Below are 22280 nucleotides of genomic sequence, written 5' to 3' on the forward strand. Positions count from 1 at the left end.
ATTTTATCAATCATTTCCAAAAGGAGAAGCTCATGACGATCTATTTCGGTACGTATACCAAACGCGAATCAAAAGGTATCTATAAAGCACAATTTGACGCAACCTCAGGTCAACTTAGCAATTTAGAATTGGTTGCAGAAGAACCAAATCCTACCTATCTAGCTTTTGACCAAGCTGGTCATCTCTACTCAGTTGGGTCTGAAAATGGCCAAGGTGGTGTCGCTGCCTTTTCTGCTGACTTTACTCCACTAAATCACGTGGTAGCTGAAGGTGCACCACTTTGCTATGTTTCCGTTGATGAAGAAAAAGACTTGGTCTTTGGTTCAAATTACCACAAAGGGCAATTGCTGGTCTACAAGCGTTTGACTGATGGTTCTCTTGAACTTGCGGATGTTGCTCAGCACGAGGGCTCTGGTCCACATGAAAACCAAGCTTCTGCTCACGTTCATTTCTCTGATTTAACACCAGATAAATTTCTAGTGGCCTGTGATTTGGGATGTGACCAAGTGGTTACATATAAAGTGGACAATCAGGGAAAATTAGAAAAAGTAGCAACTTATCAAGCTACACCGGGTAGCGGACCACGCCATATCGTTTTCCATCCAACTACAAAAATTGCCTATCTCATCTGTGAGCTGAACTCTACTATTGAAGTACTCATCTATGATGGCTGGGGTCAATTTGAACTGATGCAAACCATCTCAACCCTTCCAGAGGACCACACTGGTTTCAATGGTACTGCTGCTATTCGTATCACGAAAGATGGTCAATTTGTCTATGGTTCAAACCGTGGGAACGATTCTATCGCAGTATACAAAACCCTCGGCGACGCTAGCTTAGAGTTAGTTGAAATCGTCCCAACTAATGGTAAAACTCCTCGTGATTTCATTCTTAGTCCTGAAGAAAATCACTTAATTGTCGTTCATCAAGACTCTGACAATGCGACAGTCTTTGCGAGAGATACAGAGAGCGGTCGTTTAACAGAACTATATCATGATTTCTACGTTCCTGAAGCTGTTTGCGTCACGTTTTAATTAGACATATTAATTGTGAAATTGAGACCATTTTGGTTTAATAGTTCCATAGGAGGTGAATTCAACATGAATCCAGTTGATCTTTTCAATGAAGTAAAAGACTTAATCGCAAACAAAGATTTTGAAGGTGCAAAACAATTTATCGAAGAAAACAAGGACCAATTCGGTGAATACTTGGAACAAGCAAAAGGCTTGTTATCAGGTTCTGAAGGTGTTAACGGTCTTTTAGATAAAGTTAAAGGCTTGTTCTAATACATGTAAAAACTAGGCTGAGAAATGTTCAGTCTAGTTTTCTTTTTTCTTTGAAAATAGTCGTAAGTTCTTGGATTGAATGCAGTTGCCAGTCACTCTTCCACTCCATATCCTCAACAGCAAATCTTCCAATTCCTGTCAATAAGCGAACAGCCCTCATACCTAGCGATTTAGCTGGTACAATGTCATTATCGTACCTATCTCCAACATAGACAACTCTATTTGCTGTGGTGTTTGCTTTTTGCAAGGCAAGTTTGAAAATAGTCGAATCTGGCTTAGATAGTCCAACTTCCTCAGAGAGGATAATAAGTTGAAAGTAAGACTCAATTCCCCATTCCTCCAACAAAGCCCTTACCGTAGCAGATTGATTTGCAATTATCCCTAATTGATAGTGTTTTGATAAAGTTTCAAGAACTAGCTTTGCTCCCGGATAAAGTTTTACCCCTTTATTTGTCCATAAAGGACGTGACTCGGTCGGTGAAAAATATTGCCAGGTCGCACGAATTGGGTCCAGCGACTTATGAGCATACTCCACCATTTTCTTTTTATAAGAATCTGATGAAACCTCTATATCCAGAGACTCTAACTTCTTCACACACTTGTCTATATAATAACCATAAGCAGCCTCTTCATCTAAAAGCGTCGAACCCAAATCAAAAAATATCCACTCTATCATCCCATTCTCCATCACTTTTCAACATGAGAATACTTAAGTTGATCAGTCTTTTTAGAATATCATTTTATCAATTTCAAGGCAAAGAAAACTCCCTAGGAATTTCAGTCTAGTATTCTATTCATTCTTAAAAATAGTTAGGACCTGTCTTGTCATAGATTTTCACAAATCAATAGATATCTTTACGATGTCCAAACTCAAGTGCTAAAATAACCAACTTATCATCTTGAATATCGCAAATCAGTCGGTAATCTCCGATACGATAACGCCACTCGTGAGCATGATTACCTGTCAAACCTTTACCATTGGCGCGTGGATTTTCAGTCCCTTCTAAGTGCTTATCAATCCAAGCAAATAGCAACCTCTGAATTTGCCTATCTAATTTCTTAATTTGCTTTTGAGCCTTTTTAGAATACTCTAAACGATACATGCTATAATCCTAGCTCTTTCTTAAAATCAGCATGACTAATTGTTTCTGGATTTGCTTTGTACTCATCATAAGCTTGATGATAGATTTTTAAATCATACTCATCTTCAATATCACGCTCCAAAGCTTTCTTAAAAAGGCTAGAAAGACTTTGACCTGTTAATTGTGCATAGCTTTTAAAGAATACCTCTTCTTCTTGATTTAATCTGATAGTTACTGTACTCATGGTGTTTACCTCGTTTCTTTGTGTTACATTGTAACACATTTTGGAGTATTTGTCAATCTATCAAAAAGCACCTTGTTTCCTAGGTGCTAGTACAATAGTCACGATTTAAACGTGAGATTCCTATATCAAGGCTACTCCATCTTTACTACTCCTTGCGCTTGAGAATATTATACCCCACACTTCGATAGATACCTACTATATCATTATAAACCTCCATTTTAGGTAAAGGAACTACAATAAAATACAAATCTGAATAGGTTTCAAACCATTTGTTCAACTTGTCATAAGGCGGTGACTGATACTCAATGAAAATGCAAAAAAGCTGTCTCAAATTATGAAACAGCCATCAATAGTTTATAAAGGAGGTCACACTTTGTGACTGCCCTCTTACTATACCAAAAATACAGCATTTCAAACATGGGGTGGTACAAAGGGTAGTAAATTCTAAAAAAGCACCTTGGGATGATGCCCCAAAGTGCCTAATATCAAGGCTTTACAGCCCTTAACCCCATAAAGAGATTATTTTCTAAGGTTGTAGAATGAGTTCAATCCTTTGTAGACTGCAACTTCACCCAATTGATCTTCGATACGAAGCAATTGGTTGTATTTAGCAATACGGTCTGTACGTGACAATGAACCTGTTTTGATTTGGCCAGCGTTAGTTGCAACTGCGATGTCAGCGATTGTTGAATCTTCAGTTTCACCTGAACGGTGTGATACAACGGCAGTGTAACCAGCTTCTTTAGCCATTTCGATAGCTTCAAATGTTTCAGTAAGAGTACCGATTTGGTTAACTTTGATAAGGATTGAGTTAGCAGCACCTTCTTTGATACCACGTGCAAGGTAGTCAGTGTTTGTTACGAAGAAGTCGTCACCAACCAATTGAACGCGTTTGCCAAGACGCTCAGTAAGAGCTTTCCAGCCATCCCAGTCGTTTTCATCCATACCATCTTCGATAGTGATGATTGGGTATTTGTTAACCAATTCTTCAAGGTAGTCGATTTGTTCAGCAGATGTACGAACAGCAGCGCCTTCACCTTCGAATTTAGTGTAATCGTAAACTTTACGTTCTTTGTCGAAGAATTCAGATGATGCACAGTCGAAACCGATCATGATGCCGTTTTCGCCAGCTTCGTATCCAGCAGCTTCGATAGCTTCGATGATTGTTTCAACGCCATCTTCAGTACCTTCAAATTTAGGAGCGAAACCACCTTCGTCACCAACAGCTGTTACCAAACCACGAGCTTTCAAGATTTTTTTCAAAGCGTGGAATACTTCAGCACCCCAACGAAGACCTTCTTTGAATGATGGAGCACCAACTGGTACGATCATGAATTCTTGGAAAGCGATTGGAGCGTCAGAGTGAGAACCACCGTTGATGATGTTCATCATTGGAGTTGGCAATACTTTAGTATTGAATCCGCCAAGGTAAGTGTAAAGTGGTACTTCAAGGTAGTCAGCAGCAGCACGAGCTACAGCGATAGAAACACCAAGAATTGCGTTTGCACCCAATTTACCTTTGTTAGGAGTACCGTCAAGAGCGATCATAGCGCGGTCGATAGCTTGTTGATCACGAACGTCGAAACCGATGATAGCGTCAGCAATCACGTTGTTCACGTTGTCAACAGCTTTTTGAGTACCAAGACCAAGGTAACGAGATTTGTCACCGTCGCGAAGCTCAACTGCTTCGTGCTCACCAGTAGAAGCTCCTGAAGGAACCATACCACGTCCGAAAGCACCTGATTCAGTATAAACTTCAACTTCAAGTGTAGGGTTACCGCGTGAGTCAAGGACTTCGCGAGCGTAAACATCAGTAATAATTGACATTATATTACTCTCCTTTGAGTTTAAAATTGTTACATTGCTATCATACCCTAAAATACGTTATTTTTCAAGAAAAAGTCGGTATTTTTACAGAAAGAAGTAATGTAAACGTCTTCCTTTTTTCTTACATAGTTTTATGTTATACTAATACTATGAATAACGATATAAATACAAGCATTTTAAGAAAGGCTTCCGGGGAAACTCGTCTAAATCCGGATGAACAACGTCTGTACATGGGAACCTACCGGGAGCGGGTTGTTCTCCTACTTTCTTTTGACGAATTGGCAAAGGAACAGGTCTCTCAAGACTTCAATCAGATTTGCCAAAAATTAGTTAGTAACTACCAACCGCTCTTTCTTAAACTATCCCCCTCCCTATCGGATAAGCAACAGATTTCGCTGATGAAAATGGCACAAACACACAGCATTACTACAGCTATTATCGACGAGAAAGTTGGTCAATCACCATATGCTTTGATTTTTCATACTGACCATGCTGTAGATAATGAAGATGTTACCTTAAAATCAGTATTTCCAAATATTTTCTTAATAGAAGAAAAAAAGGAAGATACAAAACCTTCCTTCTGGAAAAAATTATTTCTCGAGTTTATCAGTTAAAAAATGAAAAAAGCTCCCTAAACGCTGTCAAATCAACGTTTAGGGAGCTTTTTTGAGTCATAAATTGTGTTGTGTATGCAGTTTTTCCCTAACTTTTGAATATCTTCATGTCTGACAGTTCCACGATCCCAAGTGATTCCTAATAAATGAAGTAACTCACTTGCTTCATGGTTCTGCTTGACTCTATATATCCCTTGTCCCATATCTGCAGCTAACATACTGTTTAAGCCCTCTATCATTCGAGCAGGACTCATTTTCTTATCGGTAATGTAATACAATAAGCGTATCATCACTAAACTGATAAAGCAGGTTAGGAAATGGCCTTCAATATGTTCATTTTTTCGTACATAAACAGGTCTCGTTTCAAACTCTGTTTTTGTAATTCGGAAACAATTCTCAATCGCAGATAATTCTTGATAGGCCTCTAATATGGCATCATCTTCCATCTCAATCTCACTGGTCACAAGGACATGAACCCCATCAAATTGAGCATCAAATTCGACCTGTTCTTGGTCAATTCGGATAAGTGGCGAAAATGGTTTAACCTCTCCGGTTTCCTTATCCAAATAGCTCAACTCAAGGTATTTCTTTCCACCCTTCTTGCTCGTTTGTCGAAACAATTCCGCATCAGTTAGCTTATTGGCATAGTCAAGAGCCCCTTCACGTCGAATCCGTTCTCTATCTTCATATTTCTTTGACCAGGTCAGTAGTACTTTTTCTTTAACGGTTGGAGAATCCTTCTTGGTCCCAAGTTTTCTCTCTCGAATGTAAGACTTTTTAGCGAAAGTGATATCTTGATTAAACTGCCAACCAGATTCTTCCAATATTTTTTCTTGAATATCCTTCGGAGCACCTCGTTTCCCACGGTGCTTTTGCGAGAAGATCCAGCCGTCATTGTTCTTTATAGTGGCATTCAGGTTATTTGTGCTGTTCATCGCTTTGTCTGCGACCACTACCAACCGTTCAATCCCAAACTGTTTCTTTACTTGCTCAATTGCTGGAATATAAGTGATAGGGTCTGTAAGGTTTCCTCGAAATAGTTTATAAGCGATAGGAATACCGTTCATATCCATGAATAATCCCATTTGGATAATGGGGTCTTTCCTATATTCTTTACTAGCTCCTCTTCGACGAAGCCCCTCGACAAGAAGGTCTCCATTTTCATCACGGATATCTTCATCAGGAACATCAATTTCAAAAAAATAGTTGGTAACATCATAAAACACTAAGGTTCCAGTTCGATTCGTTAATTGGCTAACTTCTTGATGTAAGTGCTGTTGAATTTCTGATTGAAAGGTATTTAAGATATCTAGTGACCGATAAACTGAATTATATGGAACATTCCAATCTCCGAATAGGGAAGCTTGGTGGTAGAAAGTTTTATATTTACTTCCCGGATTAAGAATTCGTTGAAAAATCAGTAGTTTAACTGTTTCATCTAAGTCCATCGTCATTTTTGACGGCTTATTCTTTTTAAAGAATTGATGTAACTTAAGTGTAGTATAAAGATCTTCTAAAATCTTCCAACCAATGTTTTCGTCAGGTTTGTTCATTGGATCTTTCAAAGAAAGTTTTATCAGAAATTCCTCAGACTTAGCTTGTGAGTTTTCCTTTGCTTCACGTTTTAATCGCTCAAGAATGCCTGGTTCTTTCGCTTCCAATTCGTCCAACAAACCATATTTATAAAGAATCCGTTGTTTTGACTTTCCGTTCTCACGATATCCTTCAACAAGATAAACATGTTTACGGCCTTCTCTGTTTTTTGTAATTCGAATAAATGCCATAAATATATTATAACATACACCGCCGTTCACAACAACAAAAATATCAATAAAATGTTAAAAAAATACCGCTGTTATCGCAAAAACAGCGGTTGTGAAATGAATTAACTGATAAACTCGAGTAGATAATGAAGATGTTACCTTAAAATCAGTATTTCCAAATATTTTCTTAATAGAAGAAAAAAAGGAAGATACAAAACCTTCCTTCTGGAAAAAATTATTTGGGTAGACTGATTTACCAATGAACTAAAATAAGTACAAGACAAATAATCATACTTAATAAACACAGAATTCCCAGCAATCTGCCTATATCATTTTTTCATTGAAAAAGAAAATAGATTCATTTCCTTTCAATACATTCGATTCTGTCCCTCTTTCATTCTTAGAAAGTCTTACAAGGGTTTGCAGCTTTGCCAGACAAATTAAGAATAAATAAGATAGTTGCCATTGATTTCATCCATTCCATCTTACAGTTCCTCCTAATTGAATTACTCTTGCTACCTGTTCTGCTGTACGGATCAGGTTTTTTTCTGCATTTTTGAGCGTGTGTTCTAAACTGTCAACACTTGCAATGATAGGAAATGCGGCGCAGATATTTTCAAAAGGAAAATCAGGTAGGTCATCTTTGAGACTGCCACATATCGCAATGATAGGAACTCCAACTGGTGTTCGTCGAGCCACTCCTATAGGAGTTTTCCCTGCTAGACTCTGGACATCCATCCGACCCTCACCTATAATGACAAGATCAGCCTCAGCAACTCGGTGATCAAAATTCAATTGATTCATAACAAAATCTACACCCTTTTGGATATGTGCACCAGCAAATTGGACCAATCCTGCAGCCATACCACCACCAGCACCTGCTCCACTTACAGCAAGTATTTCGGGATTCACATTATTATAAAACCCAGCCATTTCTTCATCAATACGTTCAAACTCTTCAGCCACCAGACCTTTCTGACCAGCAAAAACATAAGTTGCACCCAAAGGCCCACAAAGTGGATTATTCACATCCGTAACCAAGTCAATCCTAACTTGGGATAAGTCCACCAACATTTCGTCTGTTGAATAGCGTACTATCTTTCCCAAATGAGCCCCAATAGCCTCAACCTCATCTCCATCACAGTCATAAAATCTAACACCAAGACCTGATGCCATACCAATACCACCATCATGACTAGCAGATCCGCCAACACCAATCAAAATTCTCTGAGCTCCATTTTGCACAAGTTCAACGATTAACTCTCCAATTCCTTCTGTTTTGAGCAAAAGCGGATTTCTTTTTTCGTGTGGAATACTGCCAAGGCCAACTATTGCAGCCATTTCAAACACTGCAAGGTCATCTTTCATCGCATAGGTAACCTTGACTTTGTCTCCAAATGGACCAGTAACATAGGTGTGTTTCACATCCAGCGATAAGGCATCTGTCAGACTCTCAACAGTACCTTCCCCACCATCACCCAAGGGAAGTAAGTCATAGCTTGCATGAGGATAAACCTTTGAAAATCCAAGTTTAATCGCTTCAGCGACCTGTGCTGCTGAAAGAGATTCTTTAAACGAATCTGGCGCTATGAGAATATGCATAGTGGACCAACCTCCTTTATATTATTAGTATACCATTCCCAAAAGAAGCTTTCAATAAGTCTTATCAGATTTTAAAAGAGTATGATATACTGAAAGAAAGGAGGCAGCTATGTATCAAACTATATTATTTGATTTAGATGGAACATTAACAGATTCTGGTCAAGGCATTTTAAATTCCGTTGCCTTTGCACTCGAAAAAATGGGGATTGAAGAAACAAAGCCAGATCATTTGAGAAGGTTCATCGGACCGCCACTCTATGAATCTTTTTCACAGTTCTATCAACTGAACCCCGAAGAAACACAGGCTGCAGTCGATGCTTTTCGCATTTATTTTAAAGAAAAGGGAATGTTTGAAAACCAACTTTATCCTGGAATTGTTCCACTTCTTGAAAAGTTAAAGTCTGCCGGCAAAACCCTTGTGATTGCTACTTCGAAACCCGAATTATTCGCAAAACAAATCCTTAAACATTTTGAAATTGATCATTTTTTTGATGTGATTGCGGGAGCAAGTCTGGACAATAGTCGTATCAGTAAGGCAGATGTGATTGCTTATGCGCTGAAACAATTAGGCAATTTTCCTCAACCTGCAGTCATGGTCGGTGACAGAGAGCATGATATAGAAGGTGCTCACATGAACCAACTTCCTGCCATCGGAGTTCTTTATGGCTATGGAAGTACCGAAGAGTTTGAAAAAGCAGGTGCTACTTGTATTGTAAAGAATGTAGCTGAACTGAGTGATTTTCTTCTAAGTTAATACACTTACCAATATTTTTATATTTTTCCAAGCACAGTTGTCGTAAAAATTCAGTATTTATTTTTTTTCAATAGATATTGTTTAAAGGAATTGGTATCAAGTACATAAATCATATCATTAAATATTCTTACAATGGAGAATTACCAAACACTCTCAAAAACAACGATGGGTGTGGGAAAGACATCCATGATGGCTCCGCCCTCACCCACAGAATAATGAAAACGAACATAAAGCCCTCACTAGGTGTATAATCATAGTGAGGGCTTTGTGGTTGACGAGTTAATGATGTTAAACATCGAGGGAAAAACTGATCCACTCTACTGACGAGCACCCCAAAATATGCGATAGGCATGAGTATAAAAATACGACTAAAATTCGGTAGATAAGCTCTCTAATTTTTAGAAGGAGGGAATTATCATGGATGTTCTCTATCAATCTTGTGCAGGTATTGATGTCCATCAAGCCAATATTGTCGTTTGTATCCTACACGGATCTCTCACCTCAACTCGTCCAAAGCGTGAGATGGCTACATTTGATACAACGACTAAAGGCCTACGTACTTGCCACGATTTTCTCAGTCAATTTCATGTGGAAGCTGTTGGTATGGAAAGCACAGGTGTCTATTGGCGACCTGTCTGGCATGCTCTCTGTGATGACTTCGAGTTGATACTCGCACAACCAGCCCACATGAAGGCAATTCCAGGTCAGAAAACTGACAAGAAAGATGCTCTCTGGATTGCCAAATTAACACGGATTGGTCTACTACCTCGGAGTTTCGTTCCCGATGAAACCATTCAAGAATTGAGGGAGTTGACCAGACAACGAAAACATTATGTGGAAAGTCGTAATAAGGAGACCAATCGTATCCATAAAATTCTTCAGTCAGGTGGTATCAAGCTAACGACCTATATCGAAGATATTATGGGTGCTTCAGGTCGTAATCTCCTTCAACTACTGATTGACAAGACGCCTATCACGCCTCGCATTGTTCATCAATCAGTTTATACAAGCTTGAAGAAGGAGGTACCTCAACTTCTTAATGCTATGGATGGTTATTTCTCTGACCATCATGGCTTCATGTTAAAGCAATCCTTAGAGCTTCATGATTTTTATCAGAAGCAGATTGAAATATTGGAGGACCGAATTAATGACTATCTATCACAATACGAGAAGCAGGTAGAAATTCTGGATTCTATCCCAGGTATTGATGTCATTACAGCCTCTGTCATTATCTCTGAAGTTGGAGCTGACATGAGTCAATTTCCAACTGCTGGACATCTAGCCTCTTGGGCAGGACTCTGTCCAGGTAACAATGAGAGTGCTGGTAAGAAACGAAGTACCAAGATTCGACATGGTAATTCATATCTAAAGAAATGTTTATGCCAGGCCGCTTTCGCTATCAAAAGACAAAAAGGAAGTCCTCTAGCTGAACGATTTTATCAGATTCAAAGTCGACGTGGTTCACAAAAAGCAACAATCGCCCTCGCACATCAATTATTAAAAATAGCTTATATTCTCTTAAAAGAGCAGATAACGTATCCTGAATTTTTAGCACAGAAAAAGACTACTAGGGACGAGCTAGTAGCCTAACATAAAAAATTTTTTCGCTTTGATTATATCATAGGGAGGGAGTTTTTGCATTCTTTTGAGTTTTCGTATAAGAACTCGACCAGTCTAAAAAGAGTTCGTCAACAATTTTTCGTTTCGAGTTGTTGAGCTGAAACAGTCTATCCCCAGACTGTTTCACTCCCACCACCGCACAGCTCCAACAGTCAGAGTAGTGACTGTTGGAGGTTGGAAATGGAGCGAACTTTGTTCGCAACAGTCGTAATGGTCAGATTTGGAGTGTGAAACACGAACAAATCTGCCAATCAACCACTGCGCTGAGATGTTGGCACAAACTCTGAGAAGCGAGGCTGGACTTTCTGCCCAGCCTCAAGCAATACTTATCCAAAAAGCATTCTACTACATAATGTTAAACAACCACTCAAAAAACTATTTTATATATGTTTTCGAGTGGTTGTTTCTTTATGATAAAAGAAGAATAAAAACATACTCTCCTTTGAATCGCGACAACTTCCTATTATTTCGTTGTTTATTTTTAAAACATGATACTTGACTGTGTTGAGAGCGAAATTGTTCACTGATCACAGCTTCGAAAGACTTTTTCTTTTGGCTCTATAATTTCTGTAGTGGGTAAAACCACCGTGGAGATTATGGAGCCTTTTTGAGTATAGAAAAAAAGTCCCATATGACCTATAATGAAAAGTGCTCAAACTATCATTTTAGAAAGACTCATATGGAACAACTAAATCTTATCACAAATTTTCTCAGAATTAAAGACAAAAATATCACTATCACTGATGAATATGATATGGGAACTCACTTAGAACTCCACGGTTACTTGGATTACATGGCTCCTAAATGCCCAAAATGCAAGGGACAAATGGCTAAGTACGACTACCAGAAAGCATCAAAAATTCCCTACCTAGAAACCGCTGGTTATCCACTCCTTATCCGCCTTAAAAAGCGTCGTTTCAAGTGTAAAGAATGTGGGAAAATGGCGGTCGCTGAAACTCCTCTTGTTAAGAAAAACCATCAAATATCTGTCGCTGTTAACCAGAAAATTGCCCAATTACTCATCGAAAATCAAGCAATGACACATATCGCACACAGGCTAGCTATCTCAACATCATCAGTTATGAGAAAGCTCAATGAGTTCAAGTTTGAAACGGATTGGAATACCCTACCTGAGGTGATGAGTTGGGACGAGTATGCCTTCAAGAAGGGGAAAATGAGCTTCATCGCTCAAGATTTCAACTCCCTAAATGTCATCGCCATTCTCGACGGAAGAACTCAAGCAACCATCCGAAACCACTTTCTACGCTATCCTAGAAAGGTTAGAAATCAGGTCAAAGTGATTACCATGGATATGTTTAGTCCCTATTATCAACTTGCTAAACAGCTTTTTCCGAATGCAAAAATCGTACTAGACCGCTTTCATATTGTTCAACACCTTAGCCGGGCTATGAACCGTGTCCGTATTCAAATTATGAATCAATTCGACAGAACATCGCAGGAATACCGAGTCTTGAAACGCTACTGGAAATTGATACAACAAGATAGCCGTAAACTCAGCGATAAACGATTTTATCGCCCTATGTTTCGAATGCATTTGACTAACAAGGAAATCCTAGAAAAACTCCTGTCTTTCTCCAAGGAACTACGACAGCACTATGAACTCTATCAATTGCTCTTATTCCATTTCCAAGAGAAGAACTCAGACCATTTCTTTGACCTCATCGAACAGGAAGTAGCCACTGTTAATCTTATTTTTCAGACGGTATTTAAGACATTTCTAAAGGATAAAGACAAGGTTTTAAACGCCATGGAATTGCCTTATTCCAACGCCAAACTGGAAGCTACCAATAATCTCATCAAAGTCATTAAAAGAAATGCCTTTGGTTTCAGGAACTTTGAAAATTTTAAAAAACGGATTTTGATTGCTTTGAACATAAAGAAAGAGAGAACGAAGTTCGTCCTCTCTAGGTGTTAGCTTTTCATCTACCCACTACAGTTGACAAAGAGCCTTTCTTTTCCTATCTCCAACCTAAAAAGGTCCCCCGGACCTTGATATAAAGAAAAACGCCTGCCGGCGTTTCCTATTTCCAGCTTAAAACAACGGGGACAAACCAGCAATGCATTACTGGTTTTCCTATCTCCCGATTAAAACAGCCTATCCGTAGGCTGTTTTAACCACCCAGATATGCTTTTTTGACTTCTTCTGAGGCGAGGAGTTCTTTTCCTGTTCCTGAGAGGACGACTTTTCCTGTTTCGAGGACGTAGCCGCGGTCAGCGATGGCGAGGGCTTTGTTGGCATTTTGTTCAATCAAGAGAACGGTTGTGCCTTGTTTTTGAATATCTTGGATAATATCAAAAATTTCTTGGATGAAGATTGGTGCTAGTCCCATTGAAGGTTCATCAAGGAGCAAGAGTTTTGGTTGGCTCATGAGAGCACGTCCCATTGCTAACATCTGTTGTTCACCACCTGAAAGGGTAGCGGCATCTTGATTTTTTCTTTCTTCCAAGCGTGGGAAACGAGCAAATATTTTCTTCAAGTTTGCTTGGTTCTCTTCACGATTATTGCGTAGGAAGGCACCCATCTCCAAGTTTTCCATAACGGTCAAACCTGCAAAAACATGACGACCTTCTGGAACTTGTGATAAACCATCTGCTACAATTTTACGGGCCGGAACTTTTTGAATCTCATTTCCAAGGAAAGAAATCGTTCCTGAAGATGGACGAACAAGTCCAGAAATCGTACGAAGGATAGAGGTTTTACCTGCACCATTGGCACCAATCAAGGTAACGACCTCTCCTTCGTTTACTTCAAATGATACATTTTTTACCGCCTCAATGACGCCATAATGTACCGATAAATTTTCAACTTTTAACATTGACATTAGGCTTCACCTCCGAGGTATGCTTCAATAACACGTTTGTTGCTACGGATTTCTGCAGGAGTTCCATGCGCAATTAAACGGCCATATTCCAATACATAAATTCGCTCTGTAACTTCCATAACCAGACTCATATCATGTTCAATCAACATGATCGTGATGTTAAATTCTTCCTTGATTTTACGGATGAGTTGGGTCAATTCTGCTGTTTCTTGTGGGTTCATACCAGCTGCAGGTTCATCCAAGAAAAGAATTTTTGGTTCAGTCGCAAGAGCACGAACGATTTCCAAACGACGTTGTTGACCGTATGGAAGGTTTTTAGCTAGAGTATCTGCATCGCCATCCAAATCAAAAATTTTCAAAAGTTCAATCGCTTTTGTTTTCAAGGTTTCTTCATTCTTATAGAATGCTGGAAGACGGAAAAAACTTGCAAAAAATTCTGCTTTCCCATGGTTACCAAGACCAATCAAAACATTTTCTAAAACGGTCATGTTTTTGAAGAGTCGGATATTTTGGAATGTCCGACCAAGACCAAGTGAGGCGATCTTTGATGGCGCTTTACCATTTAAAAGTGTACCAGCAAGAGTGATTGTACCTTCGCTCGGTTCATAAACTCCAGTTAAAAGGTTAAAAAGCGTTGTTTTACCTGCACCGTTAGGACCGATAAGCCCAACCAATTCTCCTTCATGGAGCTCCATGGTTACATCACCAACAGCAGTTAGTCCACCGAAGTTCTTGGTTAAATCTTTTACTTCAAGTAATACCATTACTTAACCTCCTTCTTCTTGAGTAGAGCTGCTACGCTAAATTCTTTGGTTCCTAAAAGACCACCAGGACGGAAGATCATCAAAAGAATCAATGCTAATGAGTAAATGATCATTGAAATATCTGAATAACTCTTCAAGAAGACATTCAAGATACCAAGTACAATAGCTGCCACAAAGGTACCAGTGATTGAACCCAAACCACCTAATACAATGACAATCAAAATATTCACTGAAGTCATGAAGGCAAAATCTTTAGGAACAATTGTTCCAACATAACCTGCGTGGAGACCACCTGCAATGGCTGCTGTCATGGCACCGAAGACAAAGGCTGAAACCTTAACAAATGTCGGATTAACACCGACAGACTCAGCCGCAATTTCGTCCTCACGAACTGAAATCGTAGCTCTTCCCATTGGGCTACGTAAGAAGTTTACTGTTACCAAGGTTGTGATAATAACAAAAATATAAACTAAAGGCCAGCTTGTAACGAGTGGAATAGACATGATACCAGCTGCACCGTTGGTAAGACTTCCACCGTTGATAATCAAAATACGAATGATTTCAGCAACACCAAGAGTCGCAATTGCAAGATAGTCACCCTTTAAGCGCAAGGTTGGGATACCAACCAACAAAGCAACTGCACCTGAAATCAACATTCCAACAACCAACGCAACAGCAAATCCACCGTAGGATGGCATCATTTTACCAATAATCCCGACAGAATATGCTCCAATAGCCATAAAACCAGCATGACCTAGAGAAAATTGACCAGAGAAACCAACAATCAAGTTTAAACCGACTGCCAAGATAATTTGAATACCGATTTGTTGAACAATTTGGATATAGTAGAAGTTTAAAATCCCTGCTGCAACAAGACCTTGAATCAGACCAAAACCAGCTAATAAGATAGCCAACCAAATCGCATTAACTTTTAAATTTTGCTTCATGGTTACACCTTCTCTTTCACATTCTTACCAAGGATACCACTCGGACGGACCAAGAGGATGATAATAAGCACAGCGTACACGATTGCATCACGGAAGGTATCTAAACTGATCACATAGGTGAAGGTTTCAATAATACCGATAACAAATCCACCAAGAGCCGCACCTGGAATAATACCAATACCACCTAATACCGCAGCAACAAAGGCTTTCAAACCTGGTGTCATCCCCATCAAAGGCTCGATTTGGTTGTAATAAAGGCCTAAAAGAACACCGGCCGCACCCGCAAGGGCTGATCCAAGAGCAAAAGTAAAGCTGATCGTACGGTTTACGTTAATCCCCATCAACTGCGCTGCATCACTATCAACTGAAACCGCACGCATGGCTTTCCCCATTTTTGTACGCTTCACGATTAATTGCAGAGCGATCATCAAGAACAATGAGACACCCAGAATAATCAACTGAATATTGGTTACAGAAACTGGACCCAAGTGGAAGGTTACTGCCTCAATTGCTTGTGGGAATGCTTTTACATCAGCCGAAAAGAACTTAATCATAGTGTATTCCAAGAAGAAAGAAACTCCAATAGCTGTAATCAAGGCTGCAATACGTGTTGAATTTCGCAAAGGACGATAGGCCAAAAACTCTATTACAACACCGAGAATAGCTGTTCCTACCATTGCCAGAATAAGTGCAATAAAGAAACGAGTTCCTCCATCCCCAATAAACGTTAAATTATTTAATAGAAAATACCCCATAAACGCACCCATCATGTATAGGTCACCGTGGGCAAAGTTAATGAGTTTGATGATTCCGTACACCATGGTATACCCAAGGGCTAATAGTGCGTAAACAGAACCAAGAATCAAACCATTGACAAGTTGTTGAAGCATAGGTTCACCAATCTTTCTAAATATTTTTCAAGCTCAGTAAGCATTATTACATTATACAAAATTTTCTGAAAATAAGCAAGTTCGATTGCCATTCATCAGCCACATAAAGGGTAAAATCAATCTGAGCTAATCAAACAGTTATGTCCACTCAAAAGTCTGCATTGATTCCTTAAAATTCGTATGATCAATTTGTACAAACAGAAGAATAATACTCAATGAAAATCAAAAGTAGCCTAGGAAACGAAGTCGAAGATAGAACTGGAGTTCATCAAGGCAAGTTGACAACGGATAATTTTGATTTTCGAAGAGTATAAACACTTTCTAAGCGATGTAGCAAAGATAACGTAATTTGAAAAAAGAGGGAAATCCCTCTTTCTTCTATCTTTTTATTAGTCAACTGAAATTGTATCCACTGAAGATTGCTCACCATTTGTCAAACCAACAACATAAACTGATTTCACAACGTTATGGTTTTCATCAATAGACATGGTACCAGTAACACCTTCGAAGTCTTTCAAAGCTGCAAGGTTATCTTTCACAGCTGCTGAATCTTTTGCACCTTTCGCTGCTTCTGCTGCCATATAAACTGAGTCATATGCAAGAGCTGAGAACATTGATGGCTCTTCGTTGTATTCCTTCACATATGCATCGTAGAATGCTTGTGCTTTTTCACTTGCTGATGTTACAAATGCTGAAAGGTAGTAAACGTTTGAAGCTGCTGAAGCAGTTGCCAATTCAGTAAATTGTGGAGAGTCGAAACCGTCTGAACCAAGGATTGGCTGTTCGATACCAAGACCACGCGCTTGTTTCACAATTGTACCAGTTTCATTGTAATAACCAGGCATAATGATAGCATCGAATTCTTTATCTTTCAATTTTGTCAATGCAGCTTGGAAGTCTTTATCACCAGAAGCAAATGTAATTTCTGAAACAATTTCTCCTGTGAAAGCTTTCTTGAAGGCCTCAGCTACACCTTTACCGTAATCAGATGAGTTGTCAAAGTAAAGAACAACTTTCTTAGCTGACAAGTTTTCAGTAGCGTACTTAGCCATGATTTCACCTTGGTATCCATCTGTAAAGGTTGTACGGAAGAAGTATTCTTGTACCTCACCTTTATCATTTTCAACCAAGTTTGTTTGTGTACCTGAAGGAGTAATCATAGGAACACCAGCAGATGTCAATGCTGGAATAGAGGCTGCTGAAGCTCCTGATGTAGCAGGACCGATCACGACGTTTGCACCCTCACTTGCCAAGCTTGTTGCAACAGTAGCTGCCTCTGCTGTTTCAGACTTGTTGTCTTTTGTAATCACTTCGATTTTTTTGCCGTCAATACCACCCGCAGCATTGATTTCTTTCACGGCAAGGTTGGCACCATTTTCTTCTGTTTGACCATAAGATGAAACAGCACCAGATAACTCCAAGTTATAACCGATTTTAAATGTTTCCCCAACAGTTGAACCAGCTGCGGATGTATTGGTTGTCGAAACATTACCACAGGCAGCAAGTAGAGCTGCAGAGGCAAATGTAGCAAGCGCTACTGCAAATTTTCTTGTTTTCATGAAAATACCTTAAAACTTTCTTAAATTTAACATGTATCTAATATACAGAATTATCTGAAAATTGTCAATACAAATGATCAAAATTTTAAAAAAAAATTAAAATTTTAATAATTCCCCAAATAATTCACAAAAAAAAGCCATCATTACTGATGACTCCATATTACATTATGACGATATGTGGGCAGGCTCTGGCTTTTCAAACGATTCACGCCATAGACTCCCTACAAAGTTTTGATCCAATTCTTTCATATATGAAGGAACTAATTTTTTAACAAACTTCTCCTTCTTTAGTTTTGTAATGGCCACATCTACTTTATCTTGATCCATATAGACAAGAACATACCGTAAGCGTTTGGAGTGATATACGATATCTCCGTATTGGTTTAATTTACGGGCATCACGGTTATAATGTAAATATACTGTTAAACTAATCCGATCTTTCTTCTCAAACATGTCAACTCCTCTAAAATTGATTCTTCCTATATTATACCGCTTTCAATTAAAAATGAAAAGCTCCAACAATCAAGTCGATCATCGGAGCATGTGAGAATAATCTTATAGAAACAACATTACTTAGTCTTTGTATTATCCATAATTTGGTCGATAAAGCCGTATGCCAAGGTTTCTTCAGCAGACATCCAATAGTCACGTTCTGCATCCTTATGGATTTGTTTGACTGTCTTACCAGAATTGTCCGCCAAAATTTTTTCTAACTTGTTACGAGTTTTTAAGAGGTGTTCTGCTGCAATTGCCATGTCAGTTTGCTGAGTACCACCACCAGTGCCTCCCATTGGTTGATGAATCATGTATTCTGCATTAGGAAGCATGAAACGTTTGCCTTTTGTACCACTTGAAGCAATGATTGTTCCCATACTTGCTGCAGTTCCCATTACAATTGTCTGTACGTCTGCTTTAATGAAGTTCATTGTATCCACGATGGCAAGACCTGCGGAAACAGAACCCCCTGGTGTATTTACATAGAGATAAATATCTTTTGTTGGATCTTGTGCATCTAAGAAAAGCAATTGGGCAATAATCGAATTGGCCATATTGTCCTCAACCTGACCTGTCAACATAATGATGCGGTCTTTCAGCAAACGTGAATAAATATCATACGAGCGCTCACCGCGACTAGTTTGTTCAATAACTACTGGAATCATAAATTTACTCCTTTTCGAGATTTTCTTTTCCCATTATATAGGAATAGTCAAAATTGGTCAAATAAAAAACACGATTTAAAACCAGAAAAGGGAGTGGGAAAGACATCCATGATGGCTCCGCCCTCACCCACAGAATAATGAAAACGAACATAAAGCCCTCACTAGGTGTATAATCATAGTGAGGGCTTTGTGGTTGACGAGTTAATGATGTTAAACATCGAGGGAAAAACTGATCCACTCTACTGACGAGCACCCCAAAATATGCGATAGGCATGAGTATAAAAATACGACTAAAATTCGGTAGATAAGCTCTCTAATTTTTAGAAGGAGGGAATTATCATGGATGTTCTCTATCAATCTTGTGCAGGTATTGATGTCCATCAAGCCAATATTGTCGTTTGTATCCTACACGGATCTCTCACCTCAACTCGTCCAAAGCGTGAGATGGCTACATTTGATACAACGACTAAAGGCCTACGTACTTGCCACGATTTTCTCAGTCAATTTCATGTGGAAGCTGTTGGTATGGAAAGCACAGGTGTCTATTGGCGACCTGTCTGGCATGCTCTCTGTGATGACTTCGAGTTGATACTCGCACAACCAGCCCACATGAAGGCAATTCCAGGTCAGAAAACTGACAAGAAAGATGCTCTCTGGATTGCCAAATTAACACGGATTGGTCTACTACCTCGGAGTTTCGTTCCCGATGAAACCATTCAAGAATTGAGGGAGTTGACCAGACAACGAAAACATTATGTGGAAAGTCGTAATAAGGAGACCAATCGTATCCATAAAATTCTTCAGTCAGGTGGTATCAAGCTAACGACCTATATCGAAGATATAGTTAATTGAAACAAGAACAGGACAAAAGTGCCTCAAGAAAAGTATCGCAATTTGGCAATACTTTTCTGAGGTGTTTTTTAATTTGAGCCCATGTTTTCTCAATGGGATTATACTCAGGTGAGTAAGGAGGAAGTGGTAAAAGTCTATGACCCTGCTCCTTGCATAACTCTTTTAGCTTACTCATCCGATGAAACCTTGCATTGTCCATAATGATAACAGATGGTCTATCTAAAGTGGGTAGTAAGAATGTTTTAAACCAAGCTTCGAAAAAGTCACTAGTCATGGTTTCTTTGTAGGTCATTGGGGCTATAATCTCACCGTTTATAAGACCTGCGACTAAAGATAGCCGCTGGAATCTTCTTCCAGAGACCTGACCAGTGATCAACTGACCTTTCAAAGATCGACCATATTCTCGATGAAAATATGTCTCAAACCCTGTCTCGTCAATATAAACAGGTGTCAAGTGACTTAAGTTATTAAATTCTTTAAGGAACTGATTTACTTTCTCAGGGTCTTGTTCATAGTAGGTACAGCTCTTTTTTTTCGAGTATACCCCATAGCTTTGAGAGCGTAATGAATAGCTGTTGGATGACAGCCAAATTCAGAAGCTATTTCAGTCAAAAAAGCATCTGGATGAGCTTCAAGATAGTTCTTTAATTTTTCTCTATCAACTTTTCTTGGTTTGGTTCCCTTAACTTGGTGATGAAGCTCGCCTGTACTCTCCATTAATTTTAGCCATTGATAGATGGTGTTGCGGGAAATATCGAAAACAACAGATGCTTCAGTAATACTGCCGGTTTTCTCACAGTATGCGAGAACTTTTTTACGAAAATCTAATGAATATGCCATAAGTACATTATACCATAAATGTACTATTTTTGTTTCATTTTACTATATTATGGGTGCTTCAGGTCGTAATCTCCTTCAACTACTGATTGACAAGACGCCTATCACGCCTCGCATTGTTCATCAATCAGTTTATACAAGCTTGAAGAAGGAGGTACCTCAACTTCTTAATGCTATGGATGGTTATTTCTCTGACCATCATGGCTTCATGTTAAAGCAATCCTTAGAGCTTCATGATTTTTATCAGAAGCAGATTGAAATATTGGAGGACCGAATTAATGACTATCTATCACAATACGAGAAGCAGGTAGAAATTCTGGATTCTATCCCAGGTATTGATGTCATTACAGCCTCTGTCATTATCTCTGAAGTTGGAGCTGACATGAGTCAATTTCCAACTGCTGGACATCTAGCCTCTTGGGCAGGACTCTGTCCAGGTAACAATGAGAGTGCTGGTAAGAAACGAAGTACCAAGATTCGACATGGTAATTCATATCTAAAGAAATGTTTATGCCAGGCCGCTTTCGCTATCAAAAGACAAAAAGGAAGTCCTCTAGCTGAACGATTTTATCAGATTCAAAGTCGACGTGGTTCACAAAAAGCAACAATCGCCCTCGCACATCAATTATTAAAAATAGCTTATATTCTCTTAAAAGAGCAGATAACGTATCCTGAATTTTTAGCACAGAAAAAGACTACTAGGGACGAGCTAGTAGCCTAACATAAAAAATTTTTTCGCTTTGATTATATCATAGGGAGGGAGTTTTTGCATTCTTTTGAGTTTTCGTATAAGAACTCGACCAAATTAAAAAGAGTTCGTCTTCCCACCCCCGCACAGTTGATTAGGTCAGATTTGGAGTGCAAAACACGAACAAATCTGCCAATCAACCACTGCGCTGAGATGTTGACACGAACTTTGAGTAGTGGTCCTGGGCATTTTGCCCAGCCATACGGAGATTATTTAGTACCGAAAAGGCGATCACCAGCATCTCCAAGACCTGGAACGATATAGCCTTTATCATTGAGTTTTTCATCCAAGGCTGCTGTAAAGATATCGATATCTGGATGTGCATCTTGAAGTGCTTTCACACCTTCTGGAGCGGATACCAAGGCAACAAATTTAATATTTGAAGCTCCACGTTTTTTCAATGAATCAACAGCAAGAATTGCTGAACCACCAGTTGCTAACATTGGGTCTACTACCAAGATATGGCGTTGATCAATATCTTCTGGCAATTTCACAAGGTATTCAACTGGTTGTAAGGTTTCTTCATCTCGGTACATACCAATATGACCAACTTTAGCTGCCGGAACCAAGCTAAGCAAACCATCGACCATACCAATACCAGCACGAAGAATTGGCACAATAGCTAATTTCTTACCTGCAATTTGTTTTTGAACTGTTTTTGTAATCGGTGTTTCAATTTCTACATCTTCAAGTGGCAAGTCACGCAACACTTCGTAGCCCATTAACATGGCAATTTCATTGACCAACTCACGGAAATCTTTTGTAGAAGTTGTAGTTCTACGAAGGATAGATAATTTATGCTGAATGAGTGGGTGTGAAATGACTTGGAATTTACCCATGATGATAAAACCTCTCTTTTTTGTTTTTTCTATTTTACCAAAAATTCAT

The 22280-nt window shown here is 39.0% G+C and carries 21 protein-coding genes and 2 pseudogenes; 8 read left to right on the forward strand and 15 right to left on the reverse strand.

Going from position 1 to position 22280, the window contains the following annotated elements; genetic code table 11:
* The first annotated feature begins 32 nt into the window (after positions 1–32).
* Both L6410_RS06895 and L6410_RS06900 read left to right on the forward strand, forming a co-directional pair.
* A complete protein-coding gene (locus tag L6410_RS06895) occupies positions 33–1034 on the forward strand; it encodes a lactonase family protein (RefSeq protein ID WP_237395186.1) in 1002 nt (333 codons plus the stop codon).
* Between the two features lie 66 nt (positions 1035–1100).
* A complete protein-coding gene (locus tag L6410_RS06900) occupies positions 1101–1286 on the forward strand; it encodes a hypothetical protein (protein WP_237395187.1) in 186 nt (61 codons plus the stop codon).
* A 28-nt stretch (positions 1287–1314) separates the two neighbouring features.
* Here L6410_RS06900 and L6410_RS06905 read toward each other — a convergent pair whose 3' ends face one another.
* From L6410_RS06905 to eno, 4 genes are all read right to left on the reverse strand, one after another.
* Complete coding sequence (locus tag L6410_RS06905; protein ID WP_237395188.1) at positions 1315–1962, reverse strand: HAD family hydrolase; 648 nt, start codon at positions 1960–1962, stop codon at positions 1315–1317.
* Between the two features lie 166 nt (positions 1963–2128).
* Positions 2129–2389, reverse strand: coding sequence for a type II toxin-antitoxin system RelE family toxin (locus tag L6410_RS06910; protein ID WP_172016284.1), 261 nt, complete (start codon positions 2387–2389; stop codon positions 2129–2131).
* A gap of 1 nt (position 2390) precedes the next feature.
* On the reverse strand, positions 2391–2612 hold the full coding sequence (gene relB / locus L6410_RS06915; protein WP_024404858.1) for a type II toxin-antitoxin system RelB family antitoxin: 222 nt from the start codon (positions 2610–2612) through the stop codon (positions 2391–2393).
* 519 nt (positions 2613–3131) lie between these two features.
* Complete coding sequence (gene eno, locus L6410_RS06920) at positions 3132–4439, reverse strand: surface-displayed alpha-enolase (protein WP_024391935.1); 1308 nt, start codon at positions 4437–4439, stop codon at positions 3132–3134.
* A 149-nt stretch (positions 4440–4588) separates the two neighbouring features.
* Here eno and L6410_RS06925 point away from each other — a divergent pair, with 149 nt between their 5' ends.
* Positions 4589–5053: a DUF1694 domain-containing protein gene (locus L6410_RS06925; RefSeq protein WP_237395189.1), complete on the forward strand. Its 465-nt coding sequence runs from the start codon at positions 4589–4591 to the stop codon at positions 5051–5053.
* A gap of 32 nt (positions 5054–5085) precedes the next feature.
* Here the strand turns inward: L6410_RS06925 and L6410_RS06930 are convergent, their stop codons facing one another.
* Entirely contained in the window at positions 5086–6837 is a 1752-nt protein-coding gene (locus L6410_RS06930; RefSeq protein WP_237395190.1) for an IS1634 family transposase, read from the reverse strand.
* Between the two features lie 450 nt (positions 6838–7287).
* The gene (locus L6410_RS06935; RefSeq protein ID WP_237395191.1) at positions 7288–8418 is read right to left on the reverse strand and encodes a glycerate kinase family protein; all 1131 of its coding nucleotides are present in this window, start codon (positions 8416–8418) and stop codon (positions 7288–7290) included.
* Positions 8419–8527: 109 nt separating this feature from the next.
* Here L6410_RS06935 and L6410_RS06940 point away from each other — a divergent pair, with 109 nt between their 5' ends.
* The 3 genes from L6410_RS06940 to L6410_RS06950 all read left to right on the forward strand — a co-directional run bounded on the left by L6410_RS06940 (position 8528) and on the right by L6410_RS06950 (position 12728).
* The gene (locus L6410_RS06940) at positions 8528–9172 is read left to right on the forward strand and encodes an HAD family hydrolase (RefSeq protein ID WP_237395192.1); all 645 of its coding nucleotides are present in this window, start codon (positions 8528–8530) and stop codon (positions 9170–9172) included.
* Between the two features lie 417 nt (positions 9173–9589).
* Positions 9590–10762, forward strand: a complete 1173-nt coding sequence (locus L6410_RS06945; RefSeq protein WP_237395142.1) for an IS110 family RNA-guided transposase — start codon at positions 9590–9592, stop codon at positions 10760–10762.
* 709 nt (positions 10763–11471) lie between these two features.
* Positions 11472–12728 (forward strand): ISL3 family transposase, encoded by a 1257-nt coding sequence (locus tag L6410_RS06950; RefSeq protein ID WP_237395183.1) that lies wholly within the window; start codon positions 11472–11474, stop codon positions 12726–12728.
* 196 nt (positions 12729–12924) lie between these two features.
* Here L6410_RS06950 and L6410_RS06955 read toward each other — a convergent pair whose 3' ends face one another.
* The 7 genes from L6410_RS06955 to L6410_RS06985 all read right to left on the reverse strand — a co-directional run bounded on the left by L6410_RS06955 (position 12925) and on the right by L6410_RS06985 (position 18976).
* Positions 12925–13635, reverse strand: a complete 711-nt coding sequence (locus L6410_RS06955; protein ID WP_024404853.1) for an ABC transporter ATP-binding protein — start codon at positions 13633–13635, stop codon at positions 12925–12927.
* Positions 13635–14399 (reverse strand): ABC transporter ATP-binding protein, encoded by a 765-nt coding sequence (locus tag L6410_RS06960; RefSeq protein ID WP_237395193.1) that lies wholly within the window; start codon positions 14397–14399, stop codon positions 13635–13637. The genes L6410_RS06955 and L6410_RS06960 overlap by 1 nt, the downstream gene beginning before the upstream one ends.
* Complete coding sequence (locus L6410_RS06965; RefSeq protein ID WP_237395194.1) at positions 14399–15346, reverse strand: branched-chain amino acid ABC transporter permease; 948 nt, start codon at positions 15344–15346, stop codon at positions 14399–14401. The genes L6410_RS06960 and L6410_RS06965 overlap by 1 nt, the downstream gene beginning before the upstream one ends.
* A gap of 2 nt (positions 15347–15348) precedes the next feature.
* Positions 15349–16236 (reverse strand): branched-chain amino acid ABC transporter permease, encoded by an 888-nt coding sequence (locus tag L6410_RS06970; protein ID WP_024391943.1) that lies wholly within the window; start codon positions 16234–16236, stop codon positions 15349–15351.
* A 389-nt stretch (positions 16237–16625) separates the two neighbouring features.
* Positions 16626–17795 (reverse strand): ABC transporter substrate-binding protein, encoded by a 1170-nt coding sequence (locus L6410_RS06975; protein WP_237395195.1) that lies wholly within the window; start codon positions 17793–17795, stop codon positions 16626–16628.
* A 165-nt stretch (positions 17796–17960) separates the two neighbouring features.
* Positions 17961–18248, reverse strand: a complete 288-nt coding sequence (locus L6410_RS06980) for a DUF2129 domain-containing protein (protein ID WP_172040175.1) — start codon at positions 18246–18248, stop codon at positions 17961–17963.
* 116 nt (positions 18249–18364) lie between these two features.
* Positions 18365–18976, reverse strand: a complete 612-nt coding sequence (locus tag L6410_RS06985) for an ATP-dependent Clp protease proteolytic subunit (protein ID WP_228380341.1) — start codon at positions 18974–18976, stop codon at positions 18365–18367.
* 318 nt (positions 18977–19294) lie between these two features.
* Here L6410_RS06985 and L6410_RS06990 point away from each other — a divergent pair.
* Positions 19295–19801, forward strand: a pseudogene (locus tag L6410_RS06990) (IS110 family transposase); the annotation flags it as partial.
* On the opposite strand, the gene L6410_RS06995 reads toward L6410_RS06990, so the two are convergent.
* Positions 19800–20647, reverse strand: a protein-coding gene (locus tag L6410_RS06995; protein ID WP_172016537.1) for an IS630 family transposase whose coding sequence is annotated in 2 segments (ribosomal slippage) — positions 19800–20344 and positions 20344–20647 — 849 coding nt in all. Because the reading frame shifts where the segments join, the coding sequence is not laid out codon by codon here. The pseudogene L6410_RS06990 and the gene L6410_RS06995 overlap by 2 nt on opposite strands.
* Positions 20648–20693: 46 nt before the next feature.
* Between L6410_RS06995 and L6410_RS07000 the strand changes: the two are divergent.
* A pseudogene (locus tag L6410_RS07000) lies at positions 20694–21357 on the forward strand (transposase); the annotation flags it as partial.
* Between the two features lie 244 nt (positions 21358–21601).
* On the opposite strand, the gene upp reads toward L6410_RS07000, so the two are convergent.
* A complete protein-coding gene (gene upp, locus L6410_RS07005; RefSeq protein WP_024391947.1) occupies positions 21602–22231 on the reverse strand; it encodes a uracil phosphoribosyltransferase in 630 nt (209 codons plus the stop codon).
* Between the last annotated feature and the right edge of the window lie 49 nt (positions 22232–22280).

This window comes from Streptococcus parasuis (assembly GCF_021654455.1).
Lineage (GTDB): Bacteria > Bacillota > Bacilli > Lactobacillales > Streptococcaceae > Streptococcus > Streptococcus parasuis.